Genomic DNA, 20,432 nt, shown 5'->3' on the forward strand with positions numbered 1-20,432 from the left:
AGAAATATGGAAAACCCCACTGAAGAAAATCAATTAAATATCGAACTTCCAGAGGAAATGGCGGAAGGTCATTATGTGAATTTAGCACTCATCGCGCACAGCCCATCGGAATTCGTGATGGACTTTATTCGCATCTTACCAGGTCTTCCAAAGGCCAAAGTAAAGTCCCGCGTTGTCATGACTCCGGACCATGCCTATCGCTTAATGCAGGCGTTGCAAGAGAATATATTGAAGTACGAAGAGGCCTTTGGCCCTATTATGAAGGAGGGGAATGCCTCAGGTTTCCAATTCCCGATGAATTATAACGGCCCCATAGGCGAAGCGTAAACGTTTTAGGTCATTTAATCCCATTTTTTTAGCTGAAAATCAGGTAAAAAGGTGGGATTTTTGCCTTTTAAAGGAAATTAGAATTATATGCGCTTATCGAAAAAATTCCTGGAGTCAGGCACGTTGAACCCATCCATTCCTTTACAAACCCCTCCGGCAGACGTTTTCAGTTATCCGGAGAAAGTCCTGCAATTTGGGACTGGAGTTTTGCAACGCGGTCTTTGCGATTTCTATATCGACAAAGCAAACCGCGCGGGCATTTTCAAAGGCCGGGTAGTCGTAGTGAAGTCGACTTCAAAAGGGGGTGCGGATGCGTTCGACGAACAAGACGGTTTGTATACGCATAGCATTAAAGGAATCGAAGATGGCGTAGCGAAAGAAGAGAACATCATTAACTCCTCTATTTCTCGCACGATTACTGCGTCTAAAGACTGGGATGCCATTCTAGCCTGCGCAAAAAGTGAAGACATGCAAATCGTGTTATCCAACACGACCGAAGTAGGAATCAGCTATGTAGCGAATGATCCAATTGCCAATGGATGTCCTAACTCCTTCCCTGCAAAATTATTAGCGTTCTTACATGCGCGTTTTACGCATTTTCAAGGATCGGCTTCTTCCGGAATGGTCATTGTGCCTACCGAATTGATTATCAACAACGGAGATAAATTAAAGGAGATTGTTTTAAAATTAGCAGCAGACCACGGTCTCTCGGCTGATTTCGTAGCTTGGTTAAACAACGCGAATCATTTCTGTAATTCCTTAGTGGATCGCATCGTTCCGGGTAGCCCAGATGCGGCGACAAACGCGGAGATTTGTGCTAAACTTGGTTACGAGGATTCGTTACTGATCATCTCAGAGGTGTATAGCCTGTGGGCAATTCAGGGTGGAGCGAAAGTGAAAGAGGTATTGTCATTTGCGCCGGCTGATAAGGGAGTGATTATTGCAGAGGATATCGAGATTTACCGCGAGTTGAAATTGCGTTTGTTGAATGGTACGCATACCTTATTGTGCGGGATGTCCTTTTTATTAGGCTTCCGTATCGTGAAGGATGTGATGGCGAATGGCTATTTGAGCAAGTTGATCATGAATTTGATGCTGAGCGAATTAGCGCTGGGCATTCCGTATAAGATGGACTTTAAGGTGGCGGATCGTTTCGGGCGTTCGGTATTAGACCGTTTCCGCAACCCCTTCATTAACCACAAATTGATAGACATTACGGTTCAGTATACGACCAAAATGCGTATGCGCAACGTTCCTTTGTTAGTGAACTATGCAAAGAATTTTGGCAAAGCTCCAGAGCTATTCTGCATGGGATTCGCGGCGTACTTGCAGTTCATGCACGCGGTGAAAGAAGAAAATGGAAAGTATTACGGCGACAGCAATGGCGAGGCCTACCCTATCCAGTGCGACTATGCCCCTTATTTCTATGAGGCATGGAAGAATTTTGATTTGAAGAAAGTATTAGCTGATAAAGAACTTTGGGGAGAGGACTTAACAAAGGTTCCAGGGTTTGTGGAGGGGGTTTCGAAGTATATTTAATAGAGTAGAGATTAAAGAGTAGAGAGTATAGATTTAAAGCATAAAGAATAGAGCACAAAGCATAAAGGAGGAATCGCCTACGGCGATGAATATGAAATGTTTTAAATCATTCTTTGAACTTTGAACATTGAACTATGCCCACTGCCCACTGCCCACTGTCCACTGATTACCGATTACATTAAACGACCAATTATGAAAGCGTTTTTAGATAAAGATTTCTTGTTGCAGTCAGAGACCGCGCAAACTTTGTACCATCAATATGCGGCAAAAATGCCCATCATTGATTACCACAATCACTTGATTCCGCAACAAATTGCGGAGGATAAGCAATTCGATAATGTATCCCAAATCTGGCTAGCCGGCGACCACTACAAGTGGCGTGCGATGCGTGCTCATGGGGTGGATGAAAAATACATCACAGGTAATGCGTCTGATGAAGAGAAATTTTTGAAGTGGGCAGAGACCGTACCTTATACGATGCGTAACCCGCTATATCACTGGACGCACTTAGAATTGCAACGCTATTTTGGGATTACGGAATTATTGAATGCCGAAAGTGGAAAGCGCATTTATGATCAATGCAACGCTTTGTTGCGTACGAAGGAGTTTTCTGTACGCAATTTATTGCTAAAAATGAATGTGAAGGCACTATGTACGACGGATGATCCGATCGACAATTTGGCCTATCATCAACAAATAAAAGAGAGCGGTTTCGCGATCAAAGTATTGCCTACCTTCCGTCCGGATAAGGCGATGGGCGTGGATGATGAGATCGTGTTCGTGGAGTATGTGAATTCACTAGCGAAAGCGGCGGCGATGGAGATTCACACCTTAACTGATTATAAAAAGGCGATCGCGGCGAGACATGATTTCTTTCATTCTGTGGGATGCCGTTTAAGCGATCACGGATTAGAGCAGATTTATGCGGACGAGTATACGGAGCAGGAAATCGCGCATATTTTTGATCGATTGATGACGGGGAAAACGATTAATCAGAAGGAGAAAGTGCAGTTCAAATCAGCGATGCTGGTGTATTTTGCGCATTTAGATCATGCAAAAGGTTGGACACAACAGTTCCACTTAGGTGCGATTAGAAATAACAATGACCGTCTCTTAGGGACTTTAGGGCCTGATACGGGATTTGATTCGATTGGGGATTTTGAGCAGGCACGTCCTTTATCGAAATTCTTAAATCACTTAGATTCGACGAATCAATTAGCAAAGACGATTTTATATAATTTGAATCCACGCGATAACGAATTATTAGCGACGATGACGGGTAATTTCCAAGATGGAACCATCGTAGGAAAGATGCAATTTGGGTCAGGCTGGTGGTTTTTAGACCAAAAAGACGGGATGGAAAAGCAAATCAATGCGCTATCAAATATGGGGATGTTAAGCCACTTCGTGGGGATGTTAACAGACTCCAGAAGCTTCCTTTCGTTCCCTCGCCATGAGTATTTTAGAAGAATCTTGTGTAATTTACTGGGCGCGGATGTGGAAAATGGCGAATTGCCAGCAGATATCGCGTGGTTAGGGAAGTTGGTGGAGGACATTTCGTATAACAACGCGGCAGGATTTTTTAATTTCGAGAACTAATGAAGAAGGTTATTACTTTTGGTGAAATCATGGGGCGTTTAAGTCCTGCAGGTTATGGCCGAATCACGCAAGCGCAATCGTTGAACATCACTTATGGTGGCGGTGAGGCGAACGTAGCAGGTGGTTTAGCTCACATCGGTATCCCGGCAGAACACGTAACTTGTTTCCCAAACAATGAATTAGGCAAAGCAGCCACGGGTTATTACCGCCAAGTGGGTGTGGATATGTCCCATACAGCCTATAAAGAAGGGCGATTAGGTTTGTATTTCGTCGAGTTTGGGGCAGCCATGCGCCCGAGCAAAGTGACGTATGACCGCGCTGATTCTGCTTTCGCTAATTTAAATCCAGCTGATTTTAACTGGAAAGAGATCTTCGCAGGTGCGGGCTGGTTCCACTGGACGGGCATTACGCCAGCGATTTCAGAGGCGGCGACGGTTGCTTTGAGAGCGGCCTTGAAGGAAGCAAAAGCGCAGGGTTTAACGATTTCGGCGGATGTAAACTACCGGAAGAACCTTTGGCAATATGGTAAATCAGTAAAAGAAGTGATGCCAGACTTGATCGCGCAATGTGATATCATCGTGTGCGGAAAAGCGGATGCAGAAGATATATTAGATATCGTTCCGGATGGCCGCGTGAAGAGTGGCTGGCACGATATTTGTCTTCAAATCAAAGCGCGTTTCCCGAACTTAAAGAAGATTATTAATACTAAAAGAGGCCAGATTTCAGCTTCTCAAAATACCCTTTCGGCGACTTCATTTGATGGCTCAAAAGTCATCAAATCAGATACCGTAGAAATCTCCCAAATCGTCGATCGCATCGGTGGTGGGGACGCTTTTATGGCGGGATACATTTACGGAAACTTAGTCTATGGCGACGAGGCGAAATCTTTAGCTTTCGCTGTGGCGGCTTCCGCTTTAAAACATACAATCGAGGGAGATATTAATTTATCCAACTTAGACGAAATTGAAACCGTCATGGGCGGTGATATTACTGGACGATTAAAAAGATAATAATGGCTAGAAATTCAGCAGATGTAGTGTACTCTCGATTAGCGGAAACGCCGATCGTTCCTTTATTTTTCAATGCCGATCAAAAAATCGCAGAAAACGTCCTAAAAGCCTGCTACGATGGCGGAATTCGCGTATTTGAATTCACGAACCGCGGCGAAGCCGCTCCGGCAATTTTTGCGAAATTAATCGACTTCTGCGAGAAAGAATGTCCAGATTTAGTGCTTGGAATCGGAACGATTTTTGACGAAAAGCAAGCAAAAGAATTCATCGAAATGGGTGCAGACTTTATGTTGCAACCATTCACTACGGCTTCCGTAGGCGAGATTTGTGCGAAACACGATATCCCATGGATGCCTGGAACGATGACCCTAACGGAGATCCGCAATGCGGAGGTTTTAGGCGCGAAGTATGTGAAAATTTTCCCGGGTAACGTGGTAGGTCCAGCTTTCGTGAAGGCGATTCAAGGACCGATGCCGAAGACAAAAATTATGGTCACTGGTGGCGTGGAGCCGAATCGCGAGAGTTTACAATCGTGGTTCAGTGCGGGTGCTGCGGCCGTGGGTATGGGATCTCAATTATTCCCAGCCGAATTAATAAAAAAACAAGACTATACCTCTATATCAAACACGATCGCTAACCTGATCAAAACCTATCACGAACTATAACATGGAAACAATTGGAAAGTACCGCTGGAAAATATGCGCATTGCTATTTTTCGCGACGACGATTAACTACCTAGACCGCCAGGTAATTGGATTACTGAAGCCGGTGTTAGAAAAAGAATTTGATTGGTCAGAAACAGACTATTCGAATATTGTGATCACTTTCCAAGCAGCCTATGCGATTAGTTTATTGGGTTTTGGCGGAATTATTGACCGTATCGGTACGAAATTAGGCTATTCCATTTCGATCGTGGTTTGGAGTATTGCGGCGATGATGCACGCTTTAGCCACAGGAACGATGAGCTTTGCGTTTATGCGTGGCTTATTAGGTCTAGGCGAGGCGGGTAATTTCCCGGCGGCGATTAAGACCGTAGCGGAATGGTTCCCTAAAAACGAACGTGCGTTAGCGACAGGTATCTTTAATTCAGGAGCGAATATCGGCGCCGTAGCTGCGCCTATTTTAGTGCCTTGGATTTTAGGAGTATACGGTTGGGAAATGGCTTTCATTGCGACTGGAGCGATCGGATTTATTTGGTTGATCTTCTGGTGGTTCTATTATGAAGTGCCTTCTAAGCATAAGTCTTTATCAAAAGCAGAATTCGACTATATCCACGCGGATATGGAGGCGAAGGATGACAACGTGACTCCGGTTCAATGGAGTAAATTATTTGGATTCAAGCAGACCTGGGCTTTCTTTTTTGGGAAGATGTTTACGGATCCGATCTGGTGGTTCTTCCTTTTCTGGTTGCCTTCTTATTTCTCTGAGCGCTTCCATTTGGACTTAAAGAAGCCTAGTTTAGAATTGATTATTGTCTATACAGCGACGACCATCGGTAGTATCGGTGGGGGTTATTTATCTGGCTATTTAATCAATAAAGGCTGGCCTTCATTCAAGGCGAGAAAGTGGTCGATGTTCAGTTTCGCGATCGCGGTGGTACCGATTATGTTAGCGCGTTACTGCGATAATATCTGGCAGGCGGTAGGATTGATTTCCTTAGCGGCAGCGGCTCACCAGGCTTGGAGCGCGAATATCTATTCGATTGCGACGGATATGTTCCCGAAGAAAGCCGTTAGTTCGGTGATCGGAATCGGGGGTATGGCGGGTTCTGTGGGCGGTATTTTCTTCCCGGTGATCGTGGGATCGTTATTAGACAAATACAAGTTATTAGGTAATATCAACGATGGTTATAATATCATCTTCTTGCTTTGCGGAAGTGCGTATATGATCGCTTGGGTGATTATTTACAGCTTAGTACCTACGCTAGAGACAGCGAAGATCGACGACTAATCTTTTTTAGGGAAGATTAAGTTCTTCGTCAATTCATTTAATTGGGTGATTTTCTCTTGAAAGTCACCCTTTAAATTTTTACGGGCAGCCTCTAATTGTTCGAGGGAAGTTTGGATTTCGTCTGGGATGACGTCCTCGAGGAAGGCTCTGATTCTTTTGGCCAAAGTAGGTGATTTCCCGTTCGTGGAAATCGCAATCTTCAGATCGCCTTTTTGGACGATAGACCCGAGGTAGAAATCACACAAAGGAGGCGTATCAGCCACGTTGCACAACAAATGCTGCGCTGCAGCTAATGCCTTTATTTCCGCGTGTAATGCGGGTGAATCCGTCGCACAGATAATCAAGTCTAATCCTACTAAATCGGAGGCTTGAAAGCCGCGCTCAATGATACGAACCCGCGGGAAATCCTGTAAATACTCCAACGTTTCCGGTCGGAAGAAAGGGGCCACTAAAGTCAAATTTGCCTCCGGCGAATTACGCAATATAGCGGATGCTTTTTCAAGCGCAACGTTTCCTCCTCCCACGACCAAAGTCTGGATCTGATCCATTTTCAAGAAGATCGGAAACATCGTATTAGGCATCTGCTGGTGCTTTTTTGCCGGCTAATTGACCACAAGCTGCATCGATATCGCGACCGCGAGAACGGCGAATATTCACAATCATACGTTTGCTTTCAAGGAAAGCCGAGAACTTTGCGATCGCATCTGCCTCCGCATTTACGAAAGAAGATTGGGCAATGGGATTGTATTCGATGAGGTTGATTTTGCACGGGATGCCTTTGGCAAACTCATACAATTCCCGAGCATCCTCGATGGTATCGTTAAACTTATTAAATACGATGTATTCGAGCGTAATCTCGTTGCCCGTCTTCTCGAAGAAATACAATAAGGCGGCTTTCAAGGCCTGCAAGGTATTGCTTTCGTTGATGGGCATAATCTGATTACGCTTCGTATCGTTCGCGGCGTGCAGGGAAAGGGCTAGATTGAACTTGACCTGATCATCGCCTAGTTTCTGAATCATCTTCGCGATACCCGCCGTGGAAACCGTAATGCGGCGCGGCGACATGCCTAATCCTTCCGGCGAAGTAATTTGCTCGATGGATTTTAAGACATTCGCATAGTTCAAAAGCGGTTCGCCCATCCCCATGTAGACGATGTTCGTCAGCGCTTGACCGTATTTTTCTTGTGCCTGATCGCGGATTAACACGACCTGATCGTAGATCTCGAAAGACTCCAAATTGCGTTTGCGGTCCATATACCCTGTCGCACAGAAGCTGCAGGTTAGCGAACATCCCACTTGGGAAGAAACGCAGGCCGTCACTCGCTCGCGGGTAGGGATTAAAACCCCCTCCACGAGGTTATTATCGTGTAATTGAAAGCTGGATTTGATGGTGCGATCGGAGCTGTATTGTGCCTCCGCGGTGGTCACGATTTGCAAAGAGAATTTCTCCGAAAGCCACTCGCGCGTCGTCTTCGGGATATTTCCCATCGCATCGAAACTACGTGCCGCCTTCTTCCAAATCCACTCGTACACCTGTTTTGCCCGGAATGCAGGTTCCCCAGCCGCCAGCATTTCTGCTTTCAACTGTTCAAAACTCAAGTTCCGTATCGCAACTTTCTTCTCCAATCTTATTTCTTTAATAACTCACTTACTTTCGCAGAAATGGCTTTACCATCCGCAAGACCAGCTAATTGCTTCGAAGCAACACCCATCACTTTACCCATATCAGCCGGGCTACTTGCTCCCACTGAGGCGATGATTTCGGTGATTTTTGCGGTTAATTCTTCGTCAGATAATTGCTTAGGCAAGAATTCTTCGATGATCGCTAATTCAGCTTGTTCTTTTTCCGCTAGGTCTGGGCGGTTTTGAGACACATACACTTCTAATGAGTCGCGGCGTTGTTTCGCTGCTTTCATTAAGATTTTCATCTCAGCATCTGCGCTTAAACCATCGGCGCTAGAGCCTGAAGTTTCTTCTAATAAAATCAATGATTTGATAGCGCGTAACGCACGTAAACGGTCTGCGTCTTTCGCACGCATGGCATCTTTGATACCATTCTCGATAGTTAATTTTAACGACATAGCTTGTATTGATTAAAAATGAGCCTTCACTCCTTCTAAAAATTCCCGGTGGTTACTTAACCTCGGAACTTTATGCTGGCCTCCTAATTTCCCTCGTTCCCGCATCCAGTTGTGGAATGTTCCGGCTGGGGCGATATGGACCAAAGGCGGGCCAAGCACTAAATCATAAGACCTTTTCGCATCGTAATCCGAGTTTTGCTCGCGAAGCGTTTGGTCTAAAATCTGTGCAAAGGTACGAAAATCTTTTGGGGCTTTTGAAAATTCGATCACCCATTCGTGGTGCCCATTCTTGCCCTCGTTCATGAAGGCCGGAGCCGCGGTATAATCCTTGATCTCTGCCTGCGTCGCGGCGCAAGCGCGCGCAACGGCCGTCTCGGCATTCTCGATGATCAGCTCCTCCCCAAAAGCATTGATGAAGTGCTTCGTCCGTCCGGAAATCTTGATCCTGAAAGGACTCAAAGAAGTGAATTTCACCGTATCCCCAATCTTATAGCGCCACAATCCTGCGTTCGTCGAAATGACCATTGCATAATTCACACCTATCTCGACTTGATCTAAAGCCACGATCGTATCTGACTCCTCGCCCTCCTCACTAACGGGAATAAACTCATAAAAAATGCCGTAATCAAGCATGAGAAGCATCTCATCCGGTTTGGAAAGATCATCCTGAATCCCAAAAAACCCTTCCGACGCATTGTATATCTCCAGGAATCCGACCTGCGATGACGGGAATATTTGGTTCTTAAACAACTCGCGATAGGGCCCAAAAGCCACCGCCCCGTGAATCATAAACTCAAAATTCTCCCAGACCTCCAGAATCGACTTCTTCCCGGTAATCTCTAATATCTTTTCAATCAACACGAGCGTCCAGGTAGGCACACCCAAAATACTCGTCACATTCTCCTTCGACGTCTCCAGCGCCATCTTCTCGATCTTCTGATCCCAGTCCCCCATCAGAGCCACATCCAGCGAAGGTGTTCTGATCATCTGCGCCCAAATAGGCAAGTTCTTCATCACCACCGCCGACACATCGCCCATCAACATCCGAGAATTCACTGGGCTTTCCGATAGACTTCCGCCGATCGACAATCCTTTACCTTCAAATACTTTCGTGTCTGGTTTATTGTTCGCCAGCAGGGTAATCATGTCTTTCCCGCCCATCATGTGGCATTCTTCCAGCGATTCTTTCGAGACAGGAATGAATTTACTGCGGGCATTCGTCGTTCCGGACGACTTCGAAAACCAGTTAATCGGCGTATCCCATAGGACATTCTGCTCCCCCTGCATCATTCGATCGATGTAGGGAAAAATCTCTTCGTAAGTCGAAATGGGAACTTGTTGCTTGAACTTCTCGTAGTCGGAAATGTCTCTGTAACCGTGCTTTGCGCCCCACTCGGTCGAGCGGCCGTGGGATAGAAGTCCCTGTAACATCTGCTCTTGTAGCTCCAAAGGCCTGTCGTACATCGCCTCGATCCGCGGCATCCGCCGCTTCATGAACCACAACAAAGTCTCATTAAACAGTGACATGTTTAGTGCTTTAGGAATTGAGGTGCTCGGTTCGGGTAATCCGTGATGATGCCATCCACTTTCCAATCGCTGAATTGCTGCATTTCGGCCGTCGTGTTGATGGTCCATGGAATGACCTGCATCCCTTTCGAATGGCAAAAGTCAATCTGCTCCTTCGTTAAATACTTGTGCGAAGAGCTGAATATTTCTGGCACAAAACCAAGGTCAGCGAGCATCTGCTCCGGCGTCTCCTTCTCCACTAGGGCAGAAATACGGCCCTGGTGAATCGCTGTTTTCCAATACTGCAATACCGCAAAATCGAAACTCTGCAATATCAAGGCAGAAGGAGAAATACTTGCTGAAATCACTGTCCAAACTTTATCAGCGAACTCTTTTACGGTTGCTGGTTGAGAGATTCCGTATTCAGCGGGTTCAGATTTGATCTCAATATTATACTCGATTCGACGACCGGTTTTACGGGCATAGGCCTCGCCTAGGGCTAATACTTCGGAAAGTAAAGGCTTGTAGGTCGCCAAGTGTGCTTGTTCCGGGAATAATTTATTACCTCTGGAACCTACATCGAAGGATTTGATTTCCGCGTAAGTTTTTTGGTATAAATTAATTGATGCATCGCTCACTGGACGTCCATCCGAGAAAGAGGCATACAAGGGATTCATGTAAGGCTCGTGGGAAACGTATACCTGTCCGTCTTTAGAGAGGCAAACATCCATTTCCAGGACCGTCACTCCCATCTCTAAGGCATGTTGAAAAGCCGGCAAAGAGTTTTCCGGATACAATCCCCGGCAACCACGGTGTCCTTGAATAATGGGCGATTGAGCCATAGAAACTAGATTAATGCACAGTAATAGCAGAATAATTCTCATGGTTTCTTGCCTGCGGATTTTTTCCCTCGCTCCTCGATAATTTCATTCACACGGGTGTATAATTTGACGAAAGCGGCGGGATCTTTCACGTAAGAGCCATAGCTTTTCGCGACTTGCGTAGAATCTAGGCCGCGTTTTTTAAGCGTCTGCTGAGATAATTCGTGGTAAAGGACTAAGGCCGTGTCGGAATTGCCCACGTGCATGTTTTGGATGATGGCTTCATCGATGTGAATATCTGCCAAAACCTGCGCCATCTGTTCCTGTTCTAGTCGATCACTCGAGGATTCCCCCGTGCACCCGACTACAGCCAAGAAAAGCAATAAAAAGACCTTTTTCATCTTGTAAATATACCCGTAAATTAGAAAGCTTTTCGCTCATTTCATTCAGATTGCCTAAAATTTAGGTAATTTAGTCTTGTGGATATGGATATCAAAGCCTTCCTGACCCATGTAGTAAAGCTTGAAATTCGCATCAGAAAGGCGATTAACACGCAAATGCATGGAAATTTCTCCTCCGTCTTTAAGGGATCGGGCTTAGAGTTTAGTGACCTACGCCAATACCATTATGGAGACGACGTGCGGCACATTGACTGGAACACCTCATCGAAAGGTCACGGGACTTTTGTGAAGCTTTTCAAAGAGGAAAAAGAACAAACCGTTTTCTTTTTAATCGACGTCAGCGCCTCTGGATCCGTAGGGAGACAGGGCAATAGTAAAATCAAAACCTTGAAGGAAGTGGCGGGTGTTTTGGCTTTTGCGGCCATTCAAGAGGCGAGCCATTTAGGTTTTGTGTGTTTTAGTGATAAAAACGAGAAATACATGCCGGCAGCCATGGGCAAAAAACATGGCTATAAAGTAATATCAGAGCTTTTCAGGGTAGAACCAGAGAATACGGCAACGGATTTGAAAGCGGGTTTAACCTTCGCTCTTCAGACCTTGAAGCGGAAGAGTTTACTTTTTGTGCTTTCTGATTTCATCGACGAAGGATACGAAGATTTATTACGCGCAGCGGCATTGAAGCACGATTTAGTGGTCTTGCACGCTTTGGATAAACAAGAGATTCAATTGCCTTCCATGGGCATTATTCCCATCTATGATCCCGAACGTAAGCGGACGACTTGGGTGAATACCTCTGCGCGCTCGTTCAAAAATCTGTTGCAGCAGCAGGTCAAAAACCGAGGCGGGGAGTTGAAAGAGATGTGCAAGAAGTGGCATGCGGATTACGTGGAATTGCATTCGGGAGAGGATTTTGTCCCAGCATTAGTGAAACTATTTAACGCCAGACGCTAATGCAAGAGACGCCATTTCGAATTAAGGGAAAGTTTTTAGAGGATTCGGTTGTCATCGGGCAGCCGGTTCATTACTCCTTGTATGTGAGTCACCCGAAAGCGCAGGAGGTGTTTTTCCCGAATGCGAACCAGAATTTTGGGGCATTTGAGACCGTAAAAAGAGAGTTTTTTGCGACGAAGACGACGGCATCAGGTTCATTGGATTCTGCGGTCTACACGCTACGTTTATTTAATTTAGCACCGGTCCAAAAACTCCAAATTCCCATCTACCTCCTCCAGGAGCCGGATTGCACAATCATTTACCCGGTGGTAGACAGCGTTCATTTGAAGCGTTTACTGCCTCATCCGGAACAAATTGATTTAGATTCTTTGTACCAAAGCATCCCCATTCAGCCCATCAGCCCTAAAACGGAGCTGAAAAATGTATTTGCGGCAGGGATCAGTTTCTTGATTCTGGCGGGATTCATTTATTGGATTTTTGGGAAAGCCATCACGAAATTATTTAAGCGTTACTTACTCTGGAGACGACACCGAGAATTTAGGCGTACTTTCTTACGCTTTTCACGTCAAGTAGCGGGTACGCCGGTGGGTTTATCTAACCTGGAGAAGGCCTTTTCTGCCTGGAAGAAATACGTGGAGGAATTAACAAAACTTCCATTTACTACGTTTACCTCAAAAGAGATGCTGGATAACCTAGCTGATGAGGCGATGGAAAAAGTGCTTAACGAGATGGATTCAGCGATTTATGGCGGAAATTTCTCCACGAAGACGACGGAATCGGTGGACTATTTAGAGTCTTTGGCGACGAATTTATACGAGTCAGAACAAGACAAGATTAAGAGCAATGAAGTTTAATCCCCTCTATTCTTGGTACCAAATTCAGGATTTTTTCACCTTTGAGTGGGAGAATGGCCTGTTTTTGTATGGATTGATTTTGCCCTTCCTGTTCTATTTTATCAAGTATTTACGCCAGCGAGGGAATCAACCGCGCTTAGAATTGTCTTTGTCAGTGCCGCTGAAGCAAAAGCGTATCACCTTGCTGCTCAGCTATGTACCCATGGTCATTCAGATGCTTTGTATCGCCTCCGTGATTATTGTGGCCGCAGGCCCTTACCGGGTCATCAAACATCAGAAGAAACAGGTGGAGGGAATCGATATTGCGCTGGCTTTGGACATATCCTCCTCGATGCAGACCCGCGATATCAACCCTAGTCGTTTAGAAACGGCGAAAACGATGGGTACCGCCTTCATCCGCCAGCGAAGTTATGATCCCATTGCCTTAATTGCCTTTGCCGGTGCGCCCTATTTAGCGAGCCCCATTACCACAGATACCGCCTTTTTATTGCATCAATTGCAGCAGTTTACTACGAATCAAATTCCGGAAGAGGGGACGGCTTTAGGGGATGCCTTAGGGATGTGTATTAACCAAATCCGCGACAGCAAAAACCCGAAAAAAATCAGTATCCTGATTTCTGATGGTAATAATACAGCTGGAAATTTAGACCCCGTTACCTCCGCAGAATTAGCTAAAAACTTTAACATCAAGGTCTACACGATCGCCGTGGGAAGCCTTCAACCTAGCACGGACCCGGTAGACGAAAGTACGTTGCGAGAGATTGCCAGCCTGACGAAGGGGAAGTTTTTCCGGGCTACGAATGGCCAAACCTTGCAACAAATATTTCAAGAAATTGATAAAATGGAGGCTTCCGTCGTGAAAACAGTCACGTGGGAGGAACACCTATCGCTCACCTATTTATTCGCTGAAATAGCGCTCATCCTCTTCTTTGTGGGATTATGGGTGCGCATCAGTTGGATAGGCAACTCATTAGAAGATTAATATGGTTTTATTTCCGCACGCGAAGATTAACATTGGTTTATTCATCACGAAGAAACGCAAAGACGGGTTTCACGACTTAGAGACTTGCTTTTTCCCGGTGCCGTGGACGGATATTTTAGAGATTACGCCCGCCTCTGAATTCAGTTTCAGTTCTTCCGGACTCGAGATTTCTGGAGCCATCGAAAACAACTTGTGTTACCGGGCTTACGAATTATTACGCCAAGACCACGCCTTCCCGCCGGTTCACATCCATTTGCATAAAATCATCCCGATGGGCGCTGGTTTAGGTGGTGGATCCTCTGACGCGGCTTTTACGCTAATGGGATTGCGTGATCTATTTCAATTACCTTTAACGAATGAAGATTTGCAGCCTTATGCCGCTAAATTAGGCAGCGACTGTGCATTCTTCTTGTCGAATCAGGCGGCTTTTGGCAAAGGAAAAGGTGATGTACTTAGCCCGATCGATGCGAGCCTGAAAGGCAAATTCCTCGTGCTTTTATATCCAGCGGTGGGTATTTCTACGGCTGAGGCCTATGCGGGCGTGACGCCGGCAAAGGCTCCGGTGGATTTGCGCAAAGCCATTTTGAAGGCAGATTGGAAGGAGACGATTTCGAATGATTTTGAAAAGAGTATTTTCCCCCATTATCCGTTGCTTGCCTCTTTAAAAGAGGAAATGTATACCTTGGGCGCTAGCTATGCCGCGATGAGTGGATCGGGATCGACGATTTTTGGGATTTTTGACAAAAAAATCGACCCACCTGCGGGATGGGCCGATTATACGGTTTGGTCTGGCTTAGTAGATTAATCTTTCGCGAAGATTGCCTCTAAGGCAGAAGCCCCTTTTGTGACCACTTTGCCTGCCGGCAATTCTTTCAATAATTTGATTCCTGCGAATTCCGGAGTGGAGCTCAAGATTTCCACCGGCACCTGCGCCATCGCACCATTGCTCATTTCTATGTAGATGAATCCGCCTTTTCCTACGCGAGCAAGACCTGCCTGTGGAATGCTTGGGATTTTCTGTGTTCCCACTTCGATGCGGGCGCTCACAAATTGTCCTACCGTGAATTTCTTCTCGTCTGCCTTATTCGCAAAATGGCCGTGAACAGAGGTCGTGCGGTCGGTTAAATCTACTTGTGGGGCGATTAAGAAGATCTTAGCCGAGGCTTTTTCTCCTTCGGATTCGAATTCGATGGTTTGGCCGATATTTAATTTTGCCAAATCCTTCTCGAACACCTTCAGCTCCACATGCTTGTCCGCCATCCCTACGACCTTAATTAAGACATCAGAAGGCGTCACGTATTTGCCAATCGCTAAGAATTGGTCTTGAATGTAGCCATCGATGGGCGAACGCAAAGTTAAAACGGACGAGATGTTTCCTTTCGCCAGCGATTTCAAATCACAGCCTAAGACCTCTAATTTCAGCCCCAAAGCCTTCACCTGCGCATTCACATTCCCTAAATCTGCCTCCGATTGTTGCAGTTTCTTCTTCGATCCCACTTCCTCATTTGTCAATACCTGTTGACGCGATTTCTCTGAGCTCATAAAGGTCTGAGACGAAAGCGCTTGCAAGTATTCTTGCTGCATTTGGATGAATTCAAGAGAGGTTAAAGTGGCTAAAGCCTGGCCTTTCGACACCTTTTTGCCTGGAAGCAATTCGTAGGTCGTCTTCACGTAACCTGCGATGGGAATCGAGATGGAGGCAAGCGAAACGGGTGGCACATCGACCACTCCCGTGCACTTTACTTCCGTGGACATTTCTTTCTCTTCTAATGCCCCGAATTCGATGCCCGCGTTTGTCTTCTGCTCCGCCGTTAATTTAATTTCGGTCACCGGCGTTTCCTCCTGTGTTTCTTCTTTTTTCGAGCAAGCGCTTAAGCCGATTAAGAGGCTTAGCGTTGCATATTTCAATAGCTTATTCATTTCCAATGATCGTTTGACGTGTGATAATCGCCTGGTTGTAGGCGTTGACTTCTTGTAAATAACTCTCGCGAATCTGCCAGGCTTGCTGTGTATTTTGCAGCATTTCGACATATTCGATTTCCCCTTGTTGGTAACTTTTCAGGGCGGTCTTTTCTAATAAAATGGCCTGAGGAAGAGCCGTAGTAGTGTAGTAGGCCAAACTCGCCCGGTATTTTGCAACCGCCGCCTCCGCATTCTTGTAATCCGTTTGCAAGGCAGATTCGGTTTGGATTTTTTGGCTAACAAAAGCCTCCTCCTGAAGTTTCGCAGAGGCAATTTTCGCTTTTTGTGCTTTGCCAAAAATCGGGATAGCTAGGCCGGCCTGCACGAAATTTTGGCCCCCTACGTTGTCAATACTCTGCGTCGTTACTCCAATTCTTACATCCGGCTTCAAGCGTTCCCGCTCTACCGCCGTTAGTAATTTCCCGTGTTCCACCTGCTCCGCTAAGAGTTCAATCGTCGGGTTCTTAGCCGGATCAAACCCCGCGATGCCAGATTCCATCGTCAACGGCTCTAGCCCTTCTATCGTAAATTCGTCCGGCTCGTTGATCCAATAAGCGAGGTTTTGATAGGCCGTTTTTTGATCAGCTTCTAAAGCAATTCGCTTCTGCTGAAACTCGCGTAAACGCGTCTCCGCCGCCATCAATTCCAGTCGATTCGTCTCCCCTTGCTGAAACTTAATTGTCGCCGCACGTTTCATTTGCGAGTACAAACTGTCTTGTGAGGCTAGAAATTGAAGATTTTTTTGCTGTGCCAAAATCTGATAATAATAGAACTTCACACTCGAAGCCACTAAATTCTGGGTAATCTTCAAGCGCTTTTCGCTCAACACCTTCGCCGAAGTCAAGGCCTTCACCTGTGCCTTCAAAAGCGTGGGCCAAGGGATGCTTTGGGAAGCCATCACCGTATAATCTTGACTCGAAAAGGTCTGCGTCTTTCCGTATTGCGCATCCAACGTTCCCTTCGGCAATTCTTTGCCAGAATTGATCAAGGCCTCCGCGGTTTTTACGTCGGCGATGCCAGTAGCGAGGAGGGCATTCCGGGTGGAAGCAAGGGACAAGCAAGACTTAAGCGAAAGGCGGGTGTCGTCACTTCGTGACTTAGTCGACTTCGTCTTAGTCAATGGGTCGTCGCTGTGCGGTATAGTCGCTAGTCGGGAGTCGCTAGCCGAATTTAGATAGGAGATAGGAGAGTATAGAGTAGAGATAGGGTTTTTCGCAAATGATGCAAAAGATAGCACCATAAACAAAGCTATCATCCCCAAACCTTTGGCCTTCAGCTTCGCTTCTCTGCGGCCCATCACCAGCGAATAGACGACTGGGATAACTACCAGCGTTAAGAAGGTCGCGGTGATCAGTCCGCCGATCACGACTGTTGCTAATGGACGTTGTACCTCGGCACCTGGCGAGTGACTTAATGCCATGGGTAAGAAACCTAAAGAGGCCACCGCCGCAGTCATAATAACAGGTCTGAAACGTAATTCTAAGCCTTTCTTCAAACGCTCTTCCACACCTAATCCTTCGTCCGCTAATTGCTTAAAGAAGGAAAGCAATACAATCCCGTTCAGAACGGCAACACCGAATAAGGCGATAAACCCGATCCCGGCTGAAACAGAGAAGGGCATGCCACGCAACCAGAGCGCTACTACGCCACCGATCGCGGATAAAGGAATCGCCAAATAAATAATGGCCGCCTCCAGGAAGGATTGGAACGTAAAAAATAGCAATACAAAAATTAGCGCGAGCGCGATGGGAACCACTAAGGCTAAGCGGGATTTCGCGGCTTGCAAGTTTTCGAAGGTGCCGCCGTAGGTCACATAATAACCGGCTGGCAAGGTAATCTTGTTCTTCATGACTTTTTGGATATCAGCTACGACACTTTCCACGTCTCGGCCACGCACGTTAATTCCGATAGTGATTCGGCGGTGCGTGTTATCGCGCGAGATTTCTAAAGGCGCATTTTCGTACCCCACCTCGGCTACTTCTTGCAACGGAATTTGGGAGCCAGAAGGTAGGTCGATATAGAGTTCGCGTAAGTTTTGGATGTCCTGGCGATGCACAGAATCCATACGCACCACGAGGTCAAAACGTTTCTCCCCTTCCATCACGATTCCCGCCGTTTCTCCAGCGAATGTCATCTTGATGGCCGAGTTTACCTCGTTCACATTCAAGCCATATTGCGCCATCTTCACGCGGTTGTATTTCACCACGAGCTGTGGAATGCCATCAATTTGTTGCACTTTTATATCTCCCACCCCCTCAATGGATCGAATGTAGCGAGAGGCCTCCGTGGCGTGATCGAATAATTCTTGCAGATCTTCTCCAAAAATCTTCACCGCGATATCGGACTTCACGCCTGCGATCAATTCGTTAAAGCGCATCTGAATCGGCTGTGTGAATTCGAAGTTCACTTCTGGATAGACATCCAATGCCTTGTCCATCTTCTCCTCTAATTCCTCCATCGTCTCTGCATTCTTCCATTCTGATGGATCCTTCAGCTGGATGATTAAGTCGCAAGAGTTAATCCCCATCGGGTCCGTCGGGATTTCAGAGGCACCGATTCTAGAAACGACTTGTTTGATTTCTGTTGGAAATTTCTTCAGTAACATCGCTTGAGCGGCGGTGTTGACTTTGATGCTTTGGGACAAAGAGGCGTTCGTCGGTAACAATGTTTCCACCGCGAAATCGCCTTCGTTTAATTCCGGAATAAACTCGCCGCCTAATGACATAAATAAAGCGATGCTAGCTGAGAAGAGGCCAAAAGCCCCGATCACCACCCATTTGCGTTGCTTCAATGCCCAATTAATGATCGGCTGGTATTTACCATACAAGAATCCCATAATTCGATCCGCGATGGTCACCTCGTGGCTGATTTTCTTGCTTAAAAACAAGGCCGACATCATCGGAACGTAGGTTAAGGAGAGAATCAAGGCGCCTAGGATGGCGAAACTCACGGTTTGAGCCATCGGTCTGAACATCTTTCCTTCGATACCACCTAGTGCCATGATGGGTAGGTAGACAATGAGGATGATGATAACGCCGAAGGCAGCGGAGCCGAAAATGGCTTTGGCAGAAATACCCACTTCCTCATCCATCGCCTGCTGACTTAATTCCTCGCCTTTTCGATGGCTGTGGAGCCGGTGAATAATGGACTCCACGATGATGACGGCGCCGTCTACAATCAGGCCAAAGTCAATCGCACCCAGGCTCATCAAGTTCGCGGACACCCCGAAAATGTGCATCAGCGCAAAGGCAAACAATAAACAAAGGGGAATCACAGAGGCCACGATCAAACCGGCACGCAGATTTCCGAGCAATAAAACCAAAATAAACACGACGATCATTCCCCCTTCAATCAGGTTTTTTTCCACCGTATTGATGGCGCGACCGATCAACACACTGCGGTCTAAATAAGGGACAATCTTAATTCCTTGCGGCAATGTTTTACCGATGATGTCCATTTGGGCTTTCACGTCTTGCACGACCTGGTTTGCGTTCGCTCCTTTTAAAAGCAACATCACGCCACCCACGGCCTCACCCTCGCCGTTTCGAGTCATGGCGCCGTAGCGGACCGCTTTACCGAAGCCTACTTTGGCCACATCCTTCACTAAAATAGGTAATCCGGCCTCGCCTCTTTGGGACACCACCGTATTTTCAATATCCTCTAAGGAGGTTAACATCCCCTCCGAGCGAATGAAATAGGCATCGGTCCCCTTCTCTAAATAGCTACCTCCTGAATTAGAATTATTGATAGAAACGGCCTTAAACACGTCATTCACGCTCACATTCATGGCACGCAAACGCTCCGGATTCACGGCGATTTCGTATTGTTTCAAGTTACCCCCAAAAGAGCTGACCTCCACCACGCCCTTGATTCCCAATAGCTGTCTTTTAATCAACCAATCCTGGTAAGTTCTCAAATCTGCCAGCGAATATTGGTCCTTGAAGGCCGGGTCGACCACCAAGGTATATTGGAAGAACTCTCCTAAACCCGTGGTGATAGGCGCCATTTCCGGCACCCCAGCCCCTTGTAATAAATAGGGTTCTGCCGCTTTTAACTTCTCCGCCACCTGCTGACGCGTGACCTCCGTGGCGACCTCATCCTCGAAAACAACGGTAATAATGGACAGACCCATCCGGGAAACCGAGCGAATATCCTTCACATTCGGGATCGTACGTAAAGAAATCTCCAGCGGATAGGTGATGAATTTTTCGACCTCTGAAGTCGCTAGCGCCGGGGATTGCGTAATCACCTGTACTTGGTTCGAGGTAATATCTGGAAGCGCATCTATGGGTAATTTACTCAGCGAATACCCTCCCCAAAAAACCAGCCCCAGGACAAATAGCCCGACCACTAATTTATTGCGAATACTAAAACTAATAATGGAATTAATCATGATTTTAAAATTAAGCATTTACATGACGGCATATGCCGTGACCTGCAGGCGTTAAT

18 protein-coding genes are annotated in these 20,432 nt (G+C 46.4%); 10 read left to right on the forward strand and 8 right to left on the reverse strand.

Annotated elements, in window-relative coordinates; all coding sequences use genetic code 11:
* The first annotated feature begins 6 nt into the window (after nucleotides 1–6).
* The 6 genes from V7S74_RS05200 to V7S74_RS05225 all read left to right on the forward strand — a co-directional run bounded on the left by V7S74_RS05200 (nucleotide 7) and on the right by V7S74_RS05225 (nucleotide 6,425).
* On the forward strand, nucleotides 7–327 hold the full coding sequence (locus V7S74_RS05200; RefSeq protein ID WP_406777711.1) for a DUF3467 domain-containing protein: 321 nt from the start codon (nucleotides 7–9) through the stop codon (nucleotides 325–327).
* Between the two features lie 87 nt (nucleotides 328–414).
* Nucleotides 415–1,866: a tagaturonate reductase gene (locus V7S74_RS05205; protein ID WP_406777712.1), complete on the forward strand. Its 1,452-nt coding sequence runs from the start codon at nucleotides 415–417 to the stop codon at nucleotides 1,864–1,866.
* A 192-nt stretch (nucleotides 1,867–2,058) separates the two neighbouring features.
* On the forward strand, nucleotides 2,059–3,465 hold the full coding sequence (gene uxaC, locus V7S74_RS05210) for a glucuronate isomerase (protein WP_406777713.1): 1,407 nt from the start codon (nucleotides 2,059–2,061) through the stop codon (nucleotides 3,463–3,465).
* Entirely contained in the window at nucleotides 3,465–4,475 is a 1,011-nt protein-coding gene (locus V7S74_RS05215) for a PfkB family carbohydrate kinase (protein ID WP_406777714.1), read from the forward strand. The genes uxaC and V7S74_RS05215 overlap by 1 nt, the downstream gene beginning before the upstream one ends.
* Nucleotides 4,476–4,477: 2 nt before the next feature.
* Nucleotides 4,478–5,140 (forward strand): bifunctional 4-hydroxy-2-oxoglutarate aldolase/2-dehydro-3-deoxy-phosphogluconate aldolase, encoded by a 663-nt coding sequence (locus V7S74_RS05220; protein ID WP_406777715.1) that lies wholly within the window; start codon nucleotides 4,478–4,480, stop codon nucleotides 5,138–5,140.
* A gap of 1 nt (nucleotide 5,141) precedes the next feature.
* A complete protein-coding gene (locus V7S74_RS05225) occupies nucleotides 5,142–6,425 on the forward strand; it encodes an MFS transporter (protein ID WP_406777716.1) in 1,284 nt (427 codons plus the stop codon).
* Here the strand turns inward: V7S74_RS05225 and V7S74_RS05230 are convergent.
* Genes V7S74_RS05230 through V7S74_RS05255 form a run of 6 tightly spaced genes read right to left on the reverse strand, consistent with a single transcriptional unit; the run spans nucleotide 6,422 to nucleotide 11,234 of the window.
* A complete protein-coding gene (locus tag V7S74_RS05230) occupies nucleotides 6,422–6,994 on the reverse strand; it encodes a precorrin-2 dehydrogenase/sirohydrochlorin ferrochelatase family protein (RefSeq protein ID WP_406777717.1) in 573 nt (190 codons plus the stop codon). The two genes, V7S74_RS05225 and V7S74_RS05230, sit on opposite strands and share 4 nt — an antisense overlap.
* 4 nt (nucleotides 6,995–6,998) lie before the next feature.
* The gene (rlmN, locus tag V7S74_RS05235; RefSeq protein WP_406777718.1) at nucleotides 6,999–8,051 is read right to left on the reverse strand and encodes a dual-specificity RNA methyltransferase RlmN; all 1,053 of its coding nucleotides are present in this window, start codon (nucleotides 8,049–8,051) and stop codon (nucleotides 6,999–7,001) included.
* Nucleotides 8,052–8,053: 2 nt separating this feature from the next.
* A complete protein-coding gene (locus V7S74_RS05240) occupies nucleotides 8,054–8,506 on the reverse strand; it encodes a GatB/YqeY domain-containing protein (protein WP_406777719.1) in 453 nt (150 codons plus the stop codon).
* A 12-nt stretch (nucleotides 8,507–8,518) separates the two neighbouring features.
* A complete protein-coding gene (locus V7S74_RS05245) occupies nucleotides 8,519–10,033 on the reverse strand; it encodes a GH3 auxin-responsive promoter family protein (RefSeq protein ID WP_406777720.1) in 1,515 nt (504 codons plus the stop codon).
* A 2-nt stretch (nucleotides 10,034–10,035) separates the two neighbouring features.
* The gene (locus tag V7S74_RS05250; protein WP_406777721.1) at nucleotides 10,036–10,854 is read right to left on the reverse strand and encodes a glycerophosphodiester phosphodiesterase family protein; all 819 of its coding nucleotides are present in this window, start codon (nucleotides 10,852–10,854) and stop codon (nucleotides 10,036–10,038) included.
* Between the two features lie 38 nt (nucleotides 10,855–10,892).
* A complete protein-coding gene (locus tag V7S74_RS05255; RefSeq protein WP_406777722.1) occupies nucleotides 10,893–11,234 on the reverse strand; it encodes a DUF4296 domain-containing protein in 342 nt (113 codons plus the stop codon).
* Between the two features lie 84 nt (nucleotides 11,235–11,318).
* On the opposite strand from V7S74_RS05255, the gene V7S74_RS05260 reads away from it, so the two are divergent.
* Genes V7S74_RS05260 through ispE form a run of 4 tightly spaced genes read left to right on the forward strand, consistent with a single transcriptional unit; the run spans nucleotide 11,319 to nucleotide 14,826 of the window.
* Nucleotides 11,319–12,185 carry a DUF58 domain-containing protein gene (locus V7S74_RS05260; RefSeq protein ID WP_406777723.1) on the forward strand — a complete coding sequence of 289 codons (867 nt, stop codon included), beginning with the start codon at nucleotides 11,319–11,321 and terminating at the stop codon, nucleotides 12,183–12,185.
* Complete coding sequence (locus V7S74_RS05265) at nucleotides 12,185–13,039, forward strand: hypothetical protein (RefSeq protein WP_406777724.1); 855 nt, start codon at nucleotides 12,185–12,187, stop codon at nucleotides 13,037–13,039. Before V7S74_RS05260 ends, V7S74_RS05265 begins: the two co-directional genes overlap by 1 nt.
* A complete protein-coding gene (locus V7S74_RS05270; RefSeq protein ID WP_406777725.1) occupies nucleotides 13,029–14,021 on the forward strand; it encodes a VWA domain-containing protein in 993 nt (330 codons plus the stop codon). The genes V7S74_RS05265 and V7S74_RS05270 overlap by 11 nt, the downstream gene beginning before the upstream one ends.
* Nucleotide 14,022: 1 nt before the next feature.
* Nucleotides 14,023–14,826, forward strand: a complete 804-nt coding sequence (ispE, locus tag V7S74_RS05275; protein WP_406777726.1) for a 4-(cytidine 5'-diphospho)-2-C-methyl-D-erythritol kinase — start codon at nucleotides 14,023–14,025, stop codon at nucleotides 14,824–14,826.
* Here the strand turns inward: ispE and V7S74_RS05280 are convergent.
* The gene (locus V7S74_RS05280; protein ID WP_406777727.1) at nucleotides 14,823–15,941 is read right to left on the reverse strand and encodes an efflux RND transporter periplasmic adaptor subunit; all 1,119 of its coding nucleotides are present in this window, start codon (nucleotides 15,939–15,941) and stop codon (nucleotides 14,823–14,825) included. The two genes, ispE and V7S74_RS05280, sit on opposite strands and share 4 nt — an antisense overlap.
* Nucleotides 15,934–20,376, reverse strand: coding sequence for a CusA/CzcA family heavy metal efflux RND transporter (locus tag V7S74_RS05285; protein ID WP_406777728.1), 4,443 nt, complete (start codon nucleotides 20,374–20,376; stop codon nucleotides 15,934–15,936). The genes V7S74_RS05280 and V7S74_RS05285 overlap by 8 nt, the downstream gene beginning before the upstream one ends.
* Nucleotides 20,377–20,432 lie beyond the last annotated feature (56 nt).

It is taken from the genome of Aquirufa novilacunae (genome assembly GCF_045310505.1).
GTDB lineage: Bacteria > Bacteroidota > Bacteroidia > Cytophagales > Spirosomataceae > Aquirufa > Aquirufa novilacunae.